This is a genomic window from Clostridium sp. D46t1_190503_E9 (genome assembly GCF_015555225.1).
GTDB lineage: Bacteria > Bacillota > Clostridia > Clostridiales > Clostridiaceae > Clostridium.
Genome location: NZ_JADNKB010000019.1, coordinates 1 through 18,892, shown reverse-complemented (window position 1 = coordinate 18,892; position 18,892 = coordinate 1). Strand labels below are relative to the sequence as shown.

Below are 18,892 nucleotides of genomic sequence, written 5' to 3'. Positions count from 1 at the left end.
TTTATTTTGGTACATCCTCTTATTGATAATTTATAATTATTAAAAATAATTTTATTTAAAGATACCTTAACCTAAAACAATCTCTAAAGTCCTTATTTAAAATATCTATGCAAAATATGAAATAACTTTATACTATCAGCATTCTAATAATGTAGTTTACTACCTTCAATAATATTCAAAACATTTTTATTTGTGGTAGCTACTCTTGGTATCTTAATTTGATTTTTTGAAATCCCCTTCATAAATAAAAATTCCTTTACCTTATTAAATGTTCCATCTTCAAGTATTATTACCTTTGGTTTAGCTAGTCCACTTTTTCCTCTAAATCTCTTATAAGCTAAATTGCAATTTTTTAGCTCCTCATCTAAAGTTATCTCAATATTTCTAACTAACTCCTTTGTAACATTCCCCTTGATTTCAAAGTAAAATTGATACCTACCAGGAGTTCTTGAATTATCAGCAACTGTAGTATAATCTATTAAATTAAGTTTAAGCTTATTTTTTGTATTTCTTATTGCAGATGTTAAATGCTCTTCAGTTGTTTTTTCTGACACCATGTTTAATACTTGATTTCTTCTATATAAAAATTCTATTTCAGGTGAATTGTTATAAAAACCTACTACCTTAACAACATCACCTAACCTATATCTATAAAGACCTGTATAAGTTGTAATAACAAGTTCATAGCTTTTTCCTATTTCTAATTCATCTGCACAAAATGTCATTGGGTTACTTTCATTTAGTTCTTCTGATGGAATAAATTCATAAAAAACAGTGTCTGGTATTATTACATATCTTATATATTCAACATATGGATTTATACCTATAATACCTTCCGATGCTGCATAACAAGGTGAGTGTATTGGAATTGATCCTGAATAATAATTAACCATCTCATCATAAATTGTAAAATTAGCTCCTGTAACTGCTGCTATATATTGAAGTTTTGGCCAAATTCTTTTGCAAATTCCCCTAAATCCCTTTTTAAATTCCTTTTCTAATTCATCTGCCCTACTAGCATTTGGAGATAAATATTTATTTAATGCTTTTCTAGTTTCTTCATCAATATTTAATGCTTTGCTTACTCTACCTTTACGAATATCTCTTACTAATCTATCAGAATTTTTTTCCATGACTCTTAATAAATCTAATATGTTCGAAATAAAAATCCCAGATATATATAATAGCTTTTTCTCCATTAATCCAAAAAGTACATGTAAATAAAGTGATACTTCCTTATCTTTAATTTTCATAACTTCATAAGGTGATGTATATAAATATGGCAAAAAACTTTTCATGCCATTTATACCACCTGAAGTTGCTGAACAAATGGGTATTCCCCCATCAGTATAAGTATTCATAACCACATCTGCAATCATTAATCCCCTACCATAATTCCAGTTTTCTTTAAAATTATTATAAGAAAATCTAGTTATCAATAATGCCATATATTTGGCAGCTTTCATTCTACTAGACTTTGTTACTGGAATTAACTTTTGTTTGCCTGTAGTTCCTGAAGTATTCCCGAAATATTCAACATTTTGTGTTGTTAATATATTTTTTTCACCATTAGCCATACGTTCAATATAATTATCATAATATAAATAGTCAGTTAAAGGGACTTCTTTCTTAAAATCACTTACAGAAAGTATATTTTTAAATTCAAATTTGTCCCCTATTTCACTACTAGCATTTTTAGATAAAATATCAAACAACAAGTCATTATTAACTTTCTTAAAGTTTTTAGTTTCTTTAATAAATTTTCTTTCTACGACTCCTCCACAACCAATAATTGTCCTATAAAGCACCTTACTTATTATGGACACATTTATACACATCCTATTATAGTTTTGCATAAGTATTATATGAAATCCACTTAAAAATGTTAATAAAGTACTTATTTTATTCTTTAGCTAATAGTTAATAATCTTAATTGTACAGAAAAGCTTATAATTTCTTATATAAAAATAAATAATCTTTCACAATACATTTCTATATTGTGAAAGATTATTTAATACAATCAGTTAATATAATTATATAATATGCTCATTTTTATATAAATTAAATATATTTTTAATTTATCACGCATATATTCAGAAAATTCAATATTACATTAGAATTACCACCTCTCAACAAGCATCAAAAATCCAGGTATCCAAGCAGTTATAATTCCTTCAAATATAGCTAAATATGGGACAAACTTTCCAAGATTTTTCTTTAGAATTATTTCTATAAAGGCTGTAGCCCAAAGTATGCCCCATAATATCCATATAGTCCCCATTCTCCAATCTAAATCTTGTGTAAAACTTAGATATGCACATGATATAGTATTTATAGCTACAAATAAGCTATACCAACCATAAGGTCTTTTATCCAATTTAAATATACCGTTTATACCTATAAATAAATATGTAAACCCAAATAATAATCCTGTCCCTACTGCATAGTAATCTTCCTGTATTACATTTACAGTATCAATTACTACTGCTAAAGCACCTGTAAATATATTCATTACAGCAGCTGATTTTTCATCTATATTGTATAATCTGCTTATACCATTATTTATTAGAACTATTCCTACATATAATAATACTATTCCTAACATATGTTTTCACAACCTATCTTATTAATATTTACGTATAGATAATTCTCTAGAATTTAAAAATTTCTTCCTTATATAGTTATGACATAACTTTATTGCACTTTCTATATTTTGGGTCAAGTTACCCAATACTCTTAATACAAAACCTTTTACTTCAAGTTCTGATATACCAAAGCAAATTGGTAAATTTAAATTTTTGATGTCATTTCTTAATTCTTCAATAATTTCCACATTAATATTTTTATTTATTACAAGTAATGTTCCAAAATTTTGATATCCTTCAAAAAAGCCTAATTTGGTAACATCATCTTCTCTTGGATTTACTAATAAATTATCTAATAGAACCATTTTATTATTTACATATACATTTGTTTTTAACTGTGCATTACTATATTGAAATGGGTTTCCTTCTTTTGACCATCCAGACGTAATTCCATCACTATATATAAGTGTTGCACTTTCATCCATATAAATATTATTTACTTGCTTATAAATTGCATTCTTATATAGTATTACACTATCTGTTATATATTCTAATATGCTGTTTTTCTCTAAATTTATTAGAGTTTCTTGTTCAGTTTTCTTTCCATTTACACATTTATATACTTTTGTAGATGATTGTGTTGTTATAATTGATCTTGAATCTTCCTTTAGATTAATGCTATATTTATACTTTTCACCTTCAACATATCCACCTCCAAGACCAACTATAAAATAAGTTGAAATCTTCTCACTATCAAGATGAATAGTTGGGGATACTTTTATTAGACCATCAAATTTTTTTTCACTTATAACAGTATTTTCATTCTTTTTCTCTAATACTATTTCAAATTCTCCAGCATACTTACTGCTATTCATATTAGTTAATTCCTTCTAATAAACAATTCTTTTTAATCCAAGATAGAACTTCATTTACACCTTCATCCTTTTTTAAATTAGTAAATATAAATGTATTTTCTTTTCTAAATGTTAGCGTATCTTTTCTCATAACTTCTAAATCTGCTCCAACATAAGGAGCTAAATCTATCTTATTAATGATAAATAAATCACTCTTTATCATTCCCTGCCCTGCTTTTCTTGGAATCTTTTCACCTTGTGCTACATCGATAATATAAATAGAGAAATCAACTAAATCTGGACTAAATGTTGCTGCTAAATTATCTCCACCACTTTCCAAAAAAATAATCTCTAAGTCATTAAATCTACTCTTCATTTCTTCTATAGCCTCAAAATTCATAGATGCATCTTCTCTTATTGCTGTGTGTGGACACCCTCCTGTCTCTACTCCAATAACTCTATCTTCAGTTAACACAGAATTCTTTACTAAAAATTTAGCATCTTCCTTTGTATAAATATCATTGGTGATAACTGCACAATTATATTCATCTTTCATTAATCTAGTTAATCTTTCTATTAACAAAGTTTTTCCACTTCCAACAGGCCCCCCGACCCCTATTATTACTGTTTTTTTCATAAAGCTCACCCTTTCATATATAATCGATTTTAATTATTTAATTTGCATATTTTAAGACATAAATAATCTAAACTCCAGTACTTCATGATTTATTTGTGCTAATTCAATGCCTGGAGTACTTGCACCAAAAAAGCTATAATCTAAACTTTTAATCTTTTCATATAAAACTTTAAAATTCTCACTGCACTTTTTAAGAATTATCTGACCATCTTTTTGTCCTATGGGTATAGCCCTAACACCATTTTGAATAAGTGTTGAAATTGTACTATACATATGGAAACTTATAGCTTCCTCTTTTGAAAAATTCAAAGTATACATAAGTAATCCAAACACTATAGCTGGATGCCCAAAAGCTTGCTTTATATTAATTTTTTCTTCATATGCTTTTAAAATATCACTATCATATAACTCAAGAAGAAGTTTAATCATTCTGCTTGCTACAAGTTTTGAAGCATTCCTAGTTTCTTTAGCTATGCTTTGAACTGTAATCATTCTATCAAGTTCTAAAATCTTTTCTAATTCATTTTTATTTAAATATTCATATAACATCCTAATTGCTAATCCATCATTATAAATAAATACATTATTTAAAAACATATCAATGTATTCTTTCAAACTTTCTGTACTATTAATCTTATTATTTCTTAAATAACTTTCCATACCATATGAATGATTAAAAGAACCTATAGGGAAGCTAGAATCACATATTTGTATAACTCGCAGTATATTTATAATATTATTTTCATTATTTTTAGTGTTTGTGTGCAAATTCAACATGTCTAAACGCCTTTTTCAAAGTTATATTTTCTCTTGAGTAATTAATATTATCTCTTTTTAATTCTTCTTCTACTAACCTGTCATATTGGATTATCATTTTATCATCCTCAAATTGTGCTTGGAGATGCCTATTTCCTAAAGCATGTGCTATTATTCCCATTTCATTTATAGTTCTTGGCTTAATAAGCAAAACATCTTCACTATTAATTTTCACAACTATCAGCTTCTTATCTACATTATAAAGAATATCACCATTTGTTAGCTTTTCACTATTTTTTAATGTTATTCCATATTCTCTATTATGATCTGAAGTTACTCTTAGAATTCTTTTAAGCATGTCTTCACTATTTAAATATATTGTTTCAACATGATATCCATTTAAATTATCTATTTGATTAATATTTCCTATTACCTCATCAAAGATCATTTCTCTATCCCTCCTATAGAATGCCATAGCATACTGTAAAACTAGTAATGCAAAATGAATAATGTAAAATTTAAAATAAGAAGTATCTTTGTGCTAATGGTAGCTCTTTTGCTGGTTCACAAGTTATTAACTCTCCATCTACAGTAACATCATAAGTTTCTGGATCAACCCCAAGTTTTGGAGTAGCATTATTTAATTTCATGTCTTTCTTTGTTAAATTTCTTATTCCTCCTACTGGTAATACTAACTTTTGCAATCCTAATTCTTCTTTTATGCCATGTTCGTATGCGTATTTGGAAACAAAAGTTGCAGAAGTTGGATATTTTGCTTTTCCATATGAGCCAAAACAATCTCTATAATATTCTGGCTGACATGTTGGAATAGATGCATTAGCTTCTCCTATTATTGATTTATTTACCATACCGCCTTTGATTACTAGATGTGGTTTTACACCAAAGAATTGTGTATCCCAAACTACTAAATCTGCCATTTTCCCTACTTCTACAGAACCTACATATTTTGATATTCCTTGTGCTAAAGCTGGATTTATAGTATATTTTGCAACATATCTTCTAACTCTATTATTATCATTTTCTCCGGAGTCTCCTTCTAATATGCCTCTTTGCATTTTCATCTTACTTGCAGTTTGCCATGTTCTAGTAATAACTTCACCTATTCTTCCCATAGCCATTGAGTCAGAACTCATAATACTAAATACACCCATATCTTGTAATATATCTTCTGCTGCAATTGTTTGCCTTCTTATTCTAGAATCTGCAAATGCTATATCTTCTGGAACTTTAGGATCTAAGTGATGACATACCATCAACATATCTAAATGTTCTGCAATTGTATTTATAGTAAAAGGCTTAGTTGGATTAGTTGATGCTGGTATTACATTAAGTTTAGAAGCTACTTTTAATAAATCTGGTGCATGACCACCGCCTGCTCCTTCAGTATGATATGTATGAATGGTTCTTCCTGCAAATGCTTCAATTGTATGCTCTACAAATCCACCTTCGTTTAATGTATCAGAATGTATTGCAACTTGAATATCATATTCATCTGCTGTTTTTAGTGAATAATCTATTGCTGATCTTGTTGCTCCCCAGTCTTCATGAACCTTAAGCCCACAGGCACCTGCCTCAATCTGCTCTGCTGTAACTTTCATATTTGCTCCACTACCTTTTCCTAAGAAGCCAAGATTTATAGGAAATGCTTCTGAGGATTCTAACATACGATGAATAGACCATTTTCCTGGTGTTGAAGTAACAGCATTAGTTCCATCAACTGGGCCAGTCCCTCCCCCTATAAGTGTTGTTATCCCACCCTCTAATGCAGCGCTAACAATATCTGGATTTATATAATGCACATGGGTATCTATCCCCCCTGCAGTTATTATTCTTCCCTCTCCAGCTAATGCTTCTGTACTTGGTGCTACTATAAAATCTACATCATCCATAGTATAAGGATTTCCACCCTTACCAATAGCTAAAATCTTTCCATCACGGATACCAATATCAGCCTTATATATTCCTGTATAATCTATAACAGTAGCTCCTGTAATGATTAGATCTGCAACCATAGGATTTTCTCTGCTTTCAATTGCATTTTGGCCCATTCCATCTCTTAATACCTTACCACCTCCAAATTTGCATTCATCTCCATATCCTGTATAGTCTTTTTCAATTTCAATAATTAAATCTGTGTCCCCTAGCCTTATTTTATCTCCTTTTGTTGGTCCAAATAATTCTACATAACGATGTCTATCTATTTCAAAACTCATTACTCTTTACAACTCCTTCCATCTAAATATCCATCAACTAAGTTACGTAAACCATAAACTCTTCTAACTCCACCAATATCTATTAAATTTATTTCCTTTTTATCTCCTGGTTCAAATCTAACTGCAGTCCCTGATGGAATATCTAATCTCTTTCCATAAGCTTTTTCCCTATCAAATTTTAAAAAATCATTTACTTCATAAAAATGATAGTGAGAACCTATTTGCACAGGTCTATCTCCAGTATTCACCACCTCAAGCTTTATTGCCTCTTTTCCTTTGTTATATTCTATAGTTCCTTCTTTTATAATTAATTCTCCTGGTGTCAATTATATCCGTCTCCTTTCTTAACGTATTGGATCATGTACTGTAATTAATTTAGTCCCATCAGGAAATGTCGCTTCGACTTGAACTACCTGAATCATTTCAGATATGCCTTCCATTACATCACTCTTGCTTAAAATTTTTGTACCATAATCCATTAAATCTTTTACTTCCCTGCCTTCTCTAGCAGCTTCTAAGAGCTCATCAGTAATTAGCGCTACAGATTCAGGATGGTTTAATTTTAAACCTTTCTTTTTTCTTCTCCTTGCAACATCTGCTGCAACAACAATCATAAGTTTTTCTCTTTCTCTATCTGTTAAATACAATTCATTTTCCTCCTTTTTTATATTACTTTGGCAAGTATTATCTATTATTTGTAGTTTTCAAATAAAGATACCTAATTTTAGAAGAAATAAGTAAATATTATGAACCTTTAATTATATTTTTTTGTAAATTCCTAGTAAAAAAGTACTGTTAAATATATTTATCAAGTAAGATTTTGTATAAATATATTTAACAGTACTTTTTTATTATATTTATTTTTTTATTAGTGATAATGGAAGCTCTAAATTACTTTCCTCCATAATTTTCTCATTACTAAGTATTGAATATGAAGATCCTTCTTGTATAATCTCCCCATTGCTAAATACTAAAACTCTATCACATACATCTAGTATCATATCTAAATCATGGCTGGCAATAACTATTGTTTCTTTTAAATCTGTTATTAAATTTATAACTGTTCGTCTAGACTTTGGATCTAGTGATGCTGTTACTTCATCCATCAAAATTATCTCAGGATTCATAACTATAATTCCTGCTATTGCTACAACCTTTTTTTCTCCACCTGATAATTTATATATCTGCTTATTTCTTAACCTTTCAATTTTAATTTCTTCTAATATCTTATCTATTTTTAAGTTTATATTCTCTTCATCTAATTTTCCGCTTCTAAGGCCAAATGCAATATCATTATATACAGTATTCATGAAAAGCTGATTATCTGACTCCTGAAATACAAAACCTACTTTTTTTCTTATTTCCTTTAAATTTTTTTTATTAAGCAAAATATCATTTACAATAATTCTTCCATTTTCTGCTGTTAAGATACCTATAAGTAATTTTAGCATAGTAGATTTTCCAGCGCCATTTGCACCTATAATTCCAAGTTTTTCTCCTTCTCTTACGTAAAAAGATACGTCCTTTATAGCTCTATATCCATCTGGATATTTGTAATTAATATTATCTACTTCTATTACTTTTTTGTTCATAAATCCTCCAAAATTAATATTCTGATCTTATTATTATAGAAAGATTAAAATTACTGCAAATGTAATTAAATATAAAAAATCCATATATCCTACTCTTTTATTAATATTAATGTATAAATCGTCCTCAAATCCTCTAAGCTTCATTGCTTCATATACTTTTTCTGATTTATCTATAGTTTTTAAAAGCATTTGCCCTATTATCTGCCCAAAATCTTTTATAGTCATAGATTTTTCTCCTAGAGTCCTTAATTCATAAGCAGATTTCACTCTATAACACTCCTCCATCATCAAAATTATATATCTATACAACATTAATATCTGCATTATTAGAATGTTAGGTATTTTTAGTTTTTTAAGTCCAGATGCTAAATTGTTAATTCCAGTAGTTACTATTAAAAGGAGTGCACCTACTAAAGTGAAAGTACATTTAAATAGAAGTAATACTGAAAAATAAATCTCTGAATAAGAAAAATCTATAATTATATTAATTATTGAAAGTCCAAATATAATAGGTAAAACAAACAATATTTTTTTGAAAATAAATTTTACTGGTACTTTCCCAAATATAAATAATATTAGAGGATATAACACTATACATATAATATCTGATATTATAAATTGATTTATAGAAAGTACTTTTATTACATAAATGATAGTGACTATAATTTTTATAGATGAATCTATTTTATGAATCATTGTACACTTATCCCCTAATTCATCTACCTTTCTAATGTTAGATATAGCTTTACTAATATCATCCATCTTATTTCTCCTCAAATTTATCTTCTATCTCATTTACCTCACCATTAATAGCATATGATTTTTTTTCTCTTGTTGAAATATAGGCTATTAATACTATAATTCCTGTTGTAATAGCAACTCCGACAACTCCAGATATTACTTTTCCTATAATTTCTTCAGTTGCAGATAGATTATCAGAGTTAAATCCATAGTCTAATAAAAACGCTGTTTTATTTTGTACATCTAATGCCTTTTCATAAATATAACCACTAACACTTAATTCTTCACTACCTGAAGTTTTTAAAATAGACCATTCAAGCCCATCTGGATGTGATGATGCTAAAAGTGAAATTCCTCCTCCAACAACTAATGCAACTGCTAGAATAATTGAAATTAATTCTTTCTTGGTCATTTTATAAATCTTTGTTGTAGCTGCTTTTTCCAAGATATCTGGCCTATTTTGATATAAAAAATTAAGAACTATTCCTGTCACTATTCCTTCTACTATACCAATAGCTAAATGTATAGGCTGCATAAAAAAAAGAAATACTTGAAATGGCAATTTAGTTACACCTGAGGCTAATGTTTCTAATACAACTGAAAATGCACCAAATTGTAATCCAAAAACCGCTCCTAAAATTGATGCTAGCATAATTCTTTTCTTAGTATAATTTTTACAAATTGTATTTTTATAAATAAGCTTATATCCTATAAAACAACCGAAAAAACCAATGTTTATAATATTGCATCCTAAAGCCAAAAGACCTCCATCACCAAAAAACAAAGATTGAACTATTAGTATGGATGTAAGTGATAAAAATCCAGCTTCTGGTCCTAAAATTGCTGCAAGCAGAACTCCACCTGAAATATGTCCACTCGAGCCTGTGCCAGGTATTGAAAAATTAACCATTTGAGCTGCAAATACAAAAGCTCCTACTACCCCCATTAGTGGTATTTTATTTTGAATATCTTCATCTTTCCTTATTTTATTAACTGAATAAGCTGTAACTCCAGCTGCTGCAACTAACATTGCAGAGCCAACGCTCGGAGTTACTAATACATCTGCCATATGCATTTTTATTCCCCCTGAATATTCTCATTAAAATATACTTATTCATTTTTACTATTTTATATGCAAATTATCAATTTATAAATGGGCTTCCAACAGTATATTTTTTGCAGCTTATTGCAATGAATTAAAAAATCTTGTAGTTACTGTATTTCTTAATAAAGTAACTACATTTATCTACTCAATAATAATTATTTATATAATACCTCTATCATTAGTCCAGTCTTACATATTATGAAAAAAACTTTGTGGACTCTAATTTTTTTTATATTATTTGAATTATACTTTATGTAAAATTTTTAAGATAAAAAAAGAAGAAATTCCAACAACTATTGAAACTCCTTCTTCCAGTTCTTATTCTATTGATTATTCAATTTAAGTCCTAAATTTTACTTAATAAATAAATCCCCAATGATCAATATTAAACAACTGACTATTTTCGTTTCCAACAAACTTAAAGAAAACATTATGAACACCACTAGCATTTGTTATACCGCACCACATATCCTTCCATTGTTGGGTACCACCTGTAGAACTTACATTAAGAGTACCAATAATCGGTCCACTTAAACTATCTAAATGTATTTCTATTTTTCCACCTACCGTTGATGCAATGTTTGCTGTAAATGATTTAGCTCCACTTCCCAAATCAACATTTGATAAAGCAATCCAATCTCCATTATTTATGTTAGTAACATTTAAATTAATACTACTTACCATACTTCCAGGTGATTGGCATTTTTCAGTTGAAACACCATTGCTCCATGCAATAGTTTCTGCCTCTATCCTTCTATATGGATAAAGATTAGCAACTTGAGCTACACCTTTCATATCTGCTTGAACAGTATTTATAAGTCCACTTGCATTATGTTCAAGCTTATTTATATGAGGGGAACGATATCCCTTTACTATTCCCATTGCCTTTCCAAGAGTTTGAGCATGGTATGTTACATACCATTGATTCTTAAAATTAAAAACAGAATGATGATTGTTGCCACCTACTCCAAAATATGATGATGGATTCTTAAGAAAAGTACCTTTATAAGTAAATGGGCCCATAGGATTATCACTTATCATATAGCCTATTTCCCCCATAGGAGGTGTTCCAGATGGGTGTGTTCCTGAAAAATTAGAACAATATGAATAATAGTATTTACCATTATATTTGTGTATGCCTGAATCTTCAAACATAAATGGAGCATCAATTACAGATGCACTTCCAACAGTATTAATCATATCACTACTTAATTGTATTACTCTACCTGTCTTTGGATTTGCAATTTGACTCTGTGTAGGATTACTACCACCTGGTATTCCTCCACCAAAATATAAATATCCAACTCCATTATCATCTATTAAAACTGCTGGATCAAAAAGCCATACAACACCGCTAACGCCTGGAGTACTATTCGTAATTATAGGTTTTCCAATCGGGTCAGTCCAAGGTCCAATTGGTGAATCTGATGTAAGTACACCAATACCGCCTCCATTATTAGCAAAATACATAAAAAATTTTTCTTTTCCATTTATAACCTTGTGTGTAACAGCTGGTGCCCAAGAATTATTTGCCCATTTAGCTGCTCCAGTTGATCCAGCTACATTAATTTCACCATGGTCTGTCCAATTCACCATATCATCAGATGATATACAAGTTATTGTTTTAATATAACTATAACTATTATTAATAATATTTCCTGAACTATCATATTCAAAAGCATCACTACTCATGTATACATATACTCTATCGTTATAAACCATAGCATATGGATCTGCTCCAAATTTTTGTGTAATAAGAGGATTAGAAGATCCTGGAATCTTTGCAAGTGCATTTGTACTAGTTATTGTTGAGATAGTGGTAGCTGTAGTATCTATATTAGTGTTAGTTGTTTTACCTGTATTAGCTTTTACTATATTAGTATTTATTCCAACACTAAATGCTAATGCTAAAATCAATAAAGGGCCTCTGTGTTTTTTTAACATTTTTATTTCCCCCTGCATAATGTTTTTTCATTTCATAATTTTTCACTTTAATATTGTTGATATATACACTACTATTAATATATAACTTATGAAATCCACATTTGAAATCGTAAACATTTTTACGATTCAGATTTTATATAACACCTCCTATTATAATTATTAAATTCTTAATATACAGGATAATTATTATAACTTTAGCTCATTAATGTTGTTCTTATATACTCCAATAAAATTATTAGTTCCCTTAATTATACTATTATATAAAATGTAATTAAGGTGCTTATTAAGAAACCTCAAAATAACATTATCACAAATGGAATATTTTTACAATACGTTTTATTTCTTCTTCAACTATTATTATCAATGAATATTATAAATATAATATTCATTGGTGCCTATTCCTTAATTTCACTACTATTACAAAATAACTTTTTGAGCTTTTCATCAAAAATCCCATGTCATATGATTTTTCAATTAGTTGAGTATATGATGTTGTACTTTTTTAATTTTCCATCATTTATTATTATATAATTTTCAGATATATCTACTATAAAAATAACCGTCTGTAAATGGCTACTTAATCCACCTACAGACGATTAGTATATTTATTAGTACAATTTTAAATTTTATTTTTCCTAATTTATATTAATTATATTTTATAGTTATTCAAATTCACAATATCAGCCTTGTCAACAAATCCTTCATTAAACCATGGAAATTCTTTAATTACATTTTTTATTGATTGTGATAGCCATCTAATATAAGGATCATATATATAATTTATTAAGTTCTCATCCTCTATATGATAATAAGGACATAAGTCAAATTCTCTTGATCCTAATAACAATACACCAGAAAAATGGTAAAATAATAAAGGTGAATCATCTACATAAACAACATTATTCTTTTTTGAAACTTTATAATTTTTTATATTCCACAATGCAACATTTGCTCCAATAGAGTTTATTATATGCACATTTTTAAATATACTTGACCAATCTTCTACATATCTTTGATCTCCAAAAGTTTTATTAGCTACATCATATTCAACAGTACATTTCTTTAAACACCTATCCCCCCAAAGCCTAACTGCTGCTTTTGCTTCATCATTATTTTTAAATCCTACAAATCCTGTATTATATAATCCGCTTAATTCATAAAAGTGTTTAAACTCTTCTGAATTTCTATGCTCTGTCAAAAAAATTGATGCATTATGATTCTCATTAAAAATATAAGCTATATCCGAAAAGAAGAATAAATCCGAATCTACATGTGCATAATATTTCGCATTGTCATATTTATTAATAACATAATATAAAAAAATAGGCTTTAGAGTCCAGCAATATTCATGGAATATTCTATTAGACTTAGCTATTGCTAAATCATAATTATTTTCTTCTACATCCTTTAGTTGTATTAAAACAATGTTTTTGAAACCTATTTTATTTAATATATGGTAAACAGAATCATTCATACATAGAATAAATAACTTAAAATCACTACAAGAGTTTTCTAAAGAAACATACATTGGTATTAATTTAAATAAATTTGATTCCGATAGAATCATTGATAAATGATATTTACTCATATTTTCCCTCCTCTTCAGTACATTTTTAGAATTTAATAAGAAACATTATAAACATCTCTTATTAATGCTAGCATAGCTTCTGTAAAATATTTAATTCCAAATATATCTCTTAAAATTTTAACTTCCATAATTAACTTGTTTACATCAATATCTATAGTTGGCATAACTTTACTTATATCTGTAACACCTTCTATAACGTAGCGTCGCCTACATGTCTGAAGTAATTCTAAAAATATATCTAACAAAGGCCTAAAATAGCTTATAGCTGACATATTATTTATATCTATAGTTAATTCATTAAAATCATATTCATTAATTGATGTTAAACCAGACGTACAAACTAATATTACATCTAAAAAATAATTATTATTGTATTTTTTACATATATAATTTATATTTTCGCGACCTTCAACTATATTAATATTTGTAGGATGTTCTTGGTGAACACTTAATATATTTTTATCAAATATAAATTTACTCCCAGATTTATATAACCTTATTCCTAAGTCATAGTCTTCAAATCCGTATCCAACTATATTTTCATCAAACATTCCTACTTCTATTACTCTATTTCTTTCTGCCGAAGCATTATTAGTTATAAAAAATCTCCATGGTAGATGATAGTCTTTCAATTCTTCATTGTGATTTTTCAATATATTTTTTAGCCCTCTCATAAATTCTGCATCTAAATCAAAAGATTTATTTATATAACTCCCATCAATTATTGATTCAACATCTATTAATGGAGATTTATCTATAATATCAGGCTTTTCATCTTGTTTAGGCACAGTTTCAGCTAAATAATTCTTAATATTTGAATCTAATTCTTTATAATAAAAAGTAAAAATTCTCTTCCACGGTATTCCGCATACAACTATATCTTTTTCTTCATGATTTTTTAAATGCCTAGTTATAAAATCTCTACTAGCTATCATGTCACTATCATGAAATATTAGAATATCACCAACTGCTCTTCTTATCCCTTCATTTCTTCCACGAGCTATTCCTCTATTTTTTTCAAGTCTCACAAACTTAAAGTCAAATTTAGCTTTAAAACTTTGTAACATTTCTAGAGTATTATCATTAGATCCATTATCGACTACAATAACTTCAAAAATATTGAAGTCACAATCCTGATTATTTAAGGATATAAGATTATAGTTCAATCGTTCTTTAGAATTATATGCTGGTATTATAACACTTGCTTTCATATCTTTTTCTTCTCCCCTTTAGTCTTCTCTAATTATCATCAACAGCAGCTACGGTAACATATTCCTTAAAATCTGGATCTATCTTTTCAACATCATCAATAATTTTTCCCAATGCTCTTTTATATATTTGATAAATAAATGGCATATTCACTCTATCTTCTTCATGAACCTGTCTAATATCATATTTACTAATTATTCTAAAACCACTAAAATGATAAAATATCAATTTATTATTATTTACCAGCACATTATCATTTGAAACTGTAAACTTATATTTCAGATAATTCCAATGCCCTATATTTATTCCTTGAGTTGTTATTTCATAAACATTATTGAATAGGAATGGCATGTCATCAAGATATTTTTGATCCCCAAATTTATTATCTTCAGGATTTGAAGTGCAACTATCTACACACATTTTATCCCACCAATTAACACACTCTAATCCGTTAATATCTCTTTTAAAGCTAATAAACCCAGAGTTAAAATTTCCTGTAAGATTTTGCATAGTTTGATTAAATTCTTTCGAATACATAGGCAAAAATATTTCCCCACTTGATAATAAAACAGAAGCATCTGGTTGATTTTCAAATATTATATTAGGATTTTGATAAAAGAATAAATCTGAATCTATATAAGTTACTCTATTAATTGAATCATCTAAAGTAAAGATATGCTTTATAAAACCAGGCTTTAATGTCCAACAATATTGATTTAATTTCCTTGAAGATTTTATTGATAACAAATCTTCTCTATTCAATTCATCAATTGTTACTAACACTATTTTATCTATATTAATCTCCTTAAGAAATTCATAGCATTTTTCATCTGCACAAAGGATATATACTTTAAAATTATCCATATTTTTATATAAAGATAAAAAACATGCAATTGCCTGAATTAATCTAGTCCTTGATACAACCATACAAAAAACACTTTCTTGCATTATTTATATCTCCTTTTTAAAGAAATCCTTATACCATTCTACAGTTTTGCTTAGCCCCTCATCAATCGTATACTTTGGACTCCATCCTAATACAGTTCTTGCTTTCTTTGCAGATAAATATTGATGTATTATTTCATTACTTCCTTGATTTAATATTATAGGCTTCATACTACTTCCCATAATTTTTAATATTTTATTAACTAGTTCTAAAACTGTTAATTGTATTTCATTACTAAAATTAAAAGCTTGTCCTCCTAAGTTTAGCTCTACAACTTTTTCAGCTAAATTAATATATGCGTCTACAGCATCTTCTATATAAAAATAATCTCGAATAAAACTTCCATCACTTCTAATTACTGGAGCTTCATTATTTAATATAGATTGTATGCTTTGTGGAATAATTCTATTAAAGTTTAAGTCTCCACCACCATAAAGGTTTCCACATCTTGTAATACATACTGGTAAATTATAAGTTTCATAATAAGTTTGAGCAATTAAATCTGCACAACTTTTTGAAACATCATATGGGTGCTTTCCTTGAAGTGGCATATTTTCATCATATGGAAGTTTTTCTTGGTCACCATAAGCTTTATCACTAGATGCTACTACTACTTGTTTAATTAATGAACTTTTTCTTGAAGCCTCAAGTATATTCCAAGTTCCTTCTATATTAGATTTAAAAGTTCCGAGTGGATTTCTATTTGCAACTCCAACAATTGCCTGAGCAGCCAAATGAAATACTGTATCTATTTCATATTCTCCAAGTATCCTTTCTATTAATAGATAATCTTCTAAATCACCATGTACGACATTAACCTTTTTATATTCCTCTCCAATATATATATTTGATTGTGGTATATAGTCTCTTACTAATATTGTTACATTAGACCCGTAATTTACTAATTTTTTAACTAAGTAACTTCCTAAAAATCCAGTACCACCAGTTATAAAAACATTTTTATTATTCCAAAACTTATTTACCATATTTTCCATACTCCTTTTCCTTCGTTCCAAATTTTATTTACATTATTTATATCATTTAAAGTGTCCATAGCAGTCCAAAAACCATTATGAATATATACTGCAAGTTCATTATCTTCAACTAATTTTTTTAATGGATCTTGTTCTAAAACACATGTTGTATCATTTTCTAAATAGTCAAATATTTCTGGCTCAAAAACAAAAAATCCACCATTTATTATTCCATCAATGTTCTTTTTTTCGTCGAAAGATTTAGCTAATCCATCTTCCACAGTTAAAATTCCATATTGGCTTTTCTTATATATTCCTGTAACTGTTGCTATTTTCCCCTGCTCTTTATGAAATTTTAATAATTCATCTATATTTATATCCGCTAATCCATCTCCATAAGTTACCATGAATGTTTCATTTCCAATATATTTTTGAGCCCTTTTTAACCTTCCACCTGTCATAGTTTCAATACCTGTATCAATGAAGCTTATCCTCCATGGCTCTGGTTCAGAATATATATTAATATCCCCACTTTTCATATCTAAAAGAAAACTTCTAGTTTTCCATGAATAATCTATAAAATATTCTTTTATTTTTTCCCCTTTATAGCCTAATAAAAAAATAAAATCATTAAATTCATAATGACTATATATCTTCATTATATGCCATACTATGGGCATACCCCCAACCTCACATAAAGGTTTAGGCGTATTCATTGTTAACTGACTCATTCTAATTCCTTTTCCTCCAGCAAGTATAACAACTTTCATCTTTTGCCCTCCATTATTTTTTTAATTCGTTTTGTTATTTCTTAAATCTAGTATTGAATCAAGGTCTGAATATCCGCAATGTTTGTATTCGTCGTATAAAATTATAACTATCAAAATAATTACACACCTATCATACAAATTCGAAGTAGCTATCTCATGACTTATATTTATAATATTTTTATCTTTGATAAACTCATTAATTTCATGTTCTAACTTTTTTGCACTTGTACCTTTTAATATCTTTACTTTCATTCTAATTACCTATCCCTTACCGGTTTTCATAATATATATTATTCATGAACATTTATTGTGCTACTAATTTTGATATCTTACATTTAAATCCGAAATATTGTAGATAGCTTTTTATTAACTAAATATTAAGTTATTATCTAAATATGAATAGCATACATCTAGAAATGGTAAGTACTCAGACGAGTTATTAAAATCTAAATTTAAACTTTACAAAGAATTTCTTTATATAAAATGAAATAACCGCACAGAAAAATCTGTGCGGTTATTGTTTTGTGCTATTTATTTAAAAACCTATTACTTAATCTTCCCTTTGTTCCATTACTAATTAATAATTTCAAGTAACTATAAATAACCTAGCTACACTCTATTGATTATAAATTAGAAGTCAAAATTATCTGGATCTGGTCCTACTCTTAAATCTTTATTTAAACTATTTATCTTGTCCATATCATCGTCACTTAGATTAAAATCGAATATATCTATATTTTCAGTTAATCTTCTTTCATTTGTAGATTTAGGTATAGTTACTATTTGACTTTGTAAATCCCAACGTAGTACTACTTGTGCTGCTGTTTTATTGTACTTATTAGCTATTTCTTTTAATATCTCATTTTCTAACAATCCATTTCCAGCCATTAAAGGTGACCATGCTTCAACTTGAATATCATTTTCTCTGCAGAATTCTCTAACCTTTTGTTGACTTAA

20 protein-coding genes are annotated in these 18,892 nt (G+C 28.1%); all 20 read right to left on the bottom strand.

Annotation, left to right across the window (positions count from 1 at the left end):
• Positions 1–143: 143 nt before the first annotated feature.
• A complete protein-coding gene (locus I2E83_RS16940) occupies positions 144–1,826 on the bottom strand; it encodes a GH3 auxin-responsive promoter family protein (protein WP_195431210.1) in 1,683 nt (560 codons plus the stop codon).
• Between the two features lie 293 nt (positions 1,827–2,119).
• Complete coding sequence (locus I2E83_RS16935) at positions 2,120–2,605, bottom strand: AmiS/UreI family transporter (protein ID WP_195262877.1); 486 nt, start codon at positions 2,603–2,605, stop codon at positions 2,120–2,122.
• A gap of 21 nt (positions 2,606–2,626) precedes the next feature.
• Positions 2,627–3,460 carry an urease accessory protein UreD gene (locus I2E83_RS16930; RefSeq protein ID WP_195262876.1) on the bottom strand — a complete coding sequence of 278 codons (834 nt, stop codon included), beginning with the start codon at positions 3,458–3,460 and terminating at the stop codon, positions 2,627–2,629.
• A 1-nt stretch (position 3,461) separates the two neighbouring features.
• Positions 3,462–4,076 (bottom strand): urease accessory protein UreG, encoded by a 615-nt coding sequence (gene ureG / locus I2E83_RS16925; RefSeq protein ID WP_195262875.1) that lies wholly within the window; start codon positions 4,074–4,076, stop codon positions 3,462–3,464.
• 51 nt (positions 4,077–4,127) lie between these two features.
• Entirely contained in the window at positions 4,128–4,853 is a 726-nt protein-coding gene (locus tag I2E83_RS16920; protein ID WP_195262874.1) for an urease accessory protein UreF, read from the bottom strand.
• Positions 4,828–5,280 carry an urease accessory protein UreE gene (locus I2E83_RS16915; RefSeq protein ID WP_195262873.1) on the bottom strand — a complete coding sequence of 151 codons (453 nt, stop codon included), beginning with the start codon at positions 5,278–5,280 and terminating at the stop codon, positions 4,828–4,830. Before I2E83_RS16915 ends, I2E83_RS16920 begins: the two co-directional genes overlap by 26 nt.
• 70 nt (positions 5,281–5,350) lie before the next feature.
• Positions 5,351–7,066: an urease subunit alpha gene (gene ureC, locus I2E83_RS16910; protein WP_195262872.1), complete on the bottom strand. Its 1,716-nt coding sequence runs from the start codon at positions 7,064–7,066 to the stop codon at positions 5,351–5,353.
• Positions 7,066–7,392 (bottom strand): urease subunit beta, encoded by a 327-nt coding sequence (gene ureB / locus I2E83_RS16905; RefSeq protein ID WP_195262871.1) that lies wholly within the window; start codon positions 7,390–7,392, stop codon positions 7,066–7,068. The genes ureC and ureB overlap by 1 nt, the downstream gene beginning before the upstream one ends.
• 18 nt (positions 7,393–7,410) lie before the next feature.
• Positions 7,411–7,713: an urease subunit gamma gene (locus tag I2E83_RS16900; RefSeq protein ID WP_195262870.1), complete on the bottom strand. Its 303-nt coding sequence runs from the start codon at positions 7,711–7,713 to the stop codon at positions 7,411–7,413.
• Positions 7,714–7,923: 210 nt separating this feature from the next.
• Positions 7,924–8,658 (bottom strand): ABC transporter ATP-binding protein, encoded by a 735-nt coding sequence (locus I2E83_RS16895; protein ID WP_195262869.1) that lies wholly within the window; start codon positions 8,656–8,658, stop codon positions 7,924–7,926.
• Positions 8,659–8,691: 33 nt separating this feature from the next.
• A complete protein-coding gene (locus I2E83_RS16890; protein ID WP_195262868.1) occupies positions 8,692–9,420 on the bottom strand; it encodes an energy-coupling factor transporter transmembrane component T in 729 nt (242 codons plus the stop codon).
• 1 nt (position 9,421) lies between these two features.
• Complete coding sequence (locus tag I2E83_RS16885; RefSeq protein WP_195262867.1) at positions 9,422–10,474, bottom strand: energy-coupling factor ABC transporter permease; 1,053 nt, start codon at positions 10,472–10,474, stop codon at positions 9,422–9,424.
• Between the two features lie 387 nt (positions 10,475–10,861).
• On the bottom strand, positions 10,862–12,448 hold the full coding sequence (locus I2E83_RS16880) for a glycoside hydrolase family 43 protein (protein ID WP_195262866.1): 1,587 nt from the start codon (positions 12,446–12,448) through the stop codon (positions 10,862–10,864).
• A 649-nt stretch (positions 12,449–13,097) separates the two neighbouring features.
• On the bottom strand, positions 13,098–14,036 hold the full coding sequence (locus I2E83_RS16875) for a hypothetical protein (RefSeq protein WP_195262865.1): 939 nt from the start codon (positions 14,034–14,036) through the stop codon (positions 13,098–13,100).
• Between the two features lie 32 nt (positions 14,037–14,068).
• On the bottom strand, positions 14,069–15,247 hold the full coding sequence (locus I2E83_RS16870; protein WP_195431207.1) for a glycosyltransferase family 2 protein: 1,179 nt from the start codon (positions 15,245–15,247) through the stop codon (positions 14,069–14,071).
• A 28-nt stretch (positions 15,248–15,275) separates the two neighbouring features.
• Positions 15,276–16,193: a hypothetical protein gene (locus I2E83_RS16865; protein WP_195431204.1), complete on the bottom strand. Its 918-nt coding sequence runs from the start codon at positions 16,191–16,193 to the stop codon at positions 15,276–15,278.
• A gap of 3 nt (positions 16,194–16,196) precedes the next feature.
• Positions 16,197–17,177, bottom strand: a complete 981-nt coding sequence (locus I2E83_RS16860) for a GDP-mannose 4,6-dehydratase (protein WP_195431201.1) — start codon at positions 17,175–17,177, stop codon at positions 16,197–16,199.
• A complete protein-coding gene (rfbF, locus tag I2E83_RS16855) occupies positions 17,171–17,935 on the bottom strand; it encodes a glucose-1-phosphate cytidylyltransferase (protein ID WP_195431198.1) in 765 nt (254 codons plus the stop codon). Before rfbF ends, I2E83_RS16860 begins: the two co-directional genes overlap by 7 nt.
• Positions 17,936–17,956: 21 nt before the next feature.
• Positions 17,957–18,187 (bottom strand): hypothetical protein, encoded by a 231-nt coding sequence (locus tag I2E83_RS16850; protein ID WP_195262860.1) that lies wholly within the window; start codon positions 18,185–18,187, stop codon positions 17,957–17,959.
• 378 nt (positions 18,188–18,565) lie between these two features.
• Positions 18,566–18,892, bottom strand: a 327-nt coding sequence (locus I2E83_RS16845) for an aldo/keto reductase (RefSeq protein WP_243249653.1), incomplete at its 5' end; no start/stop codon positions are given.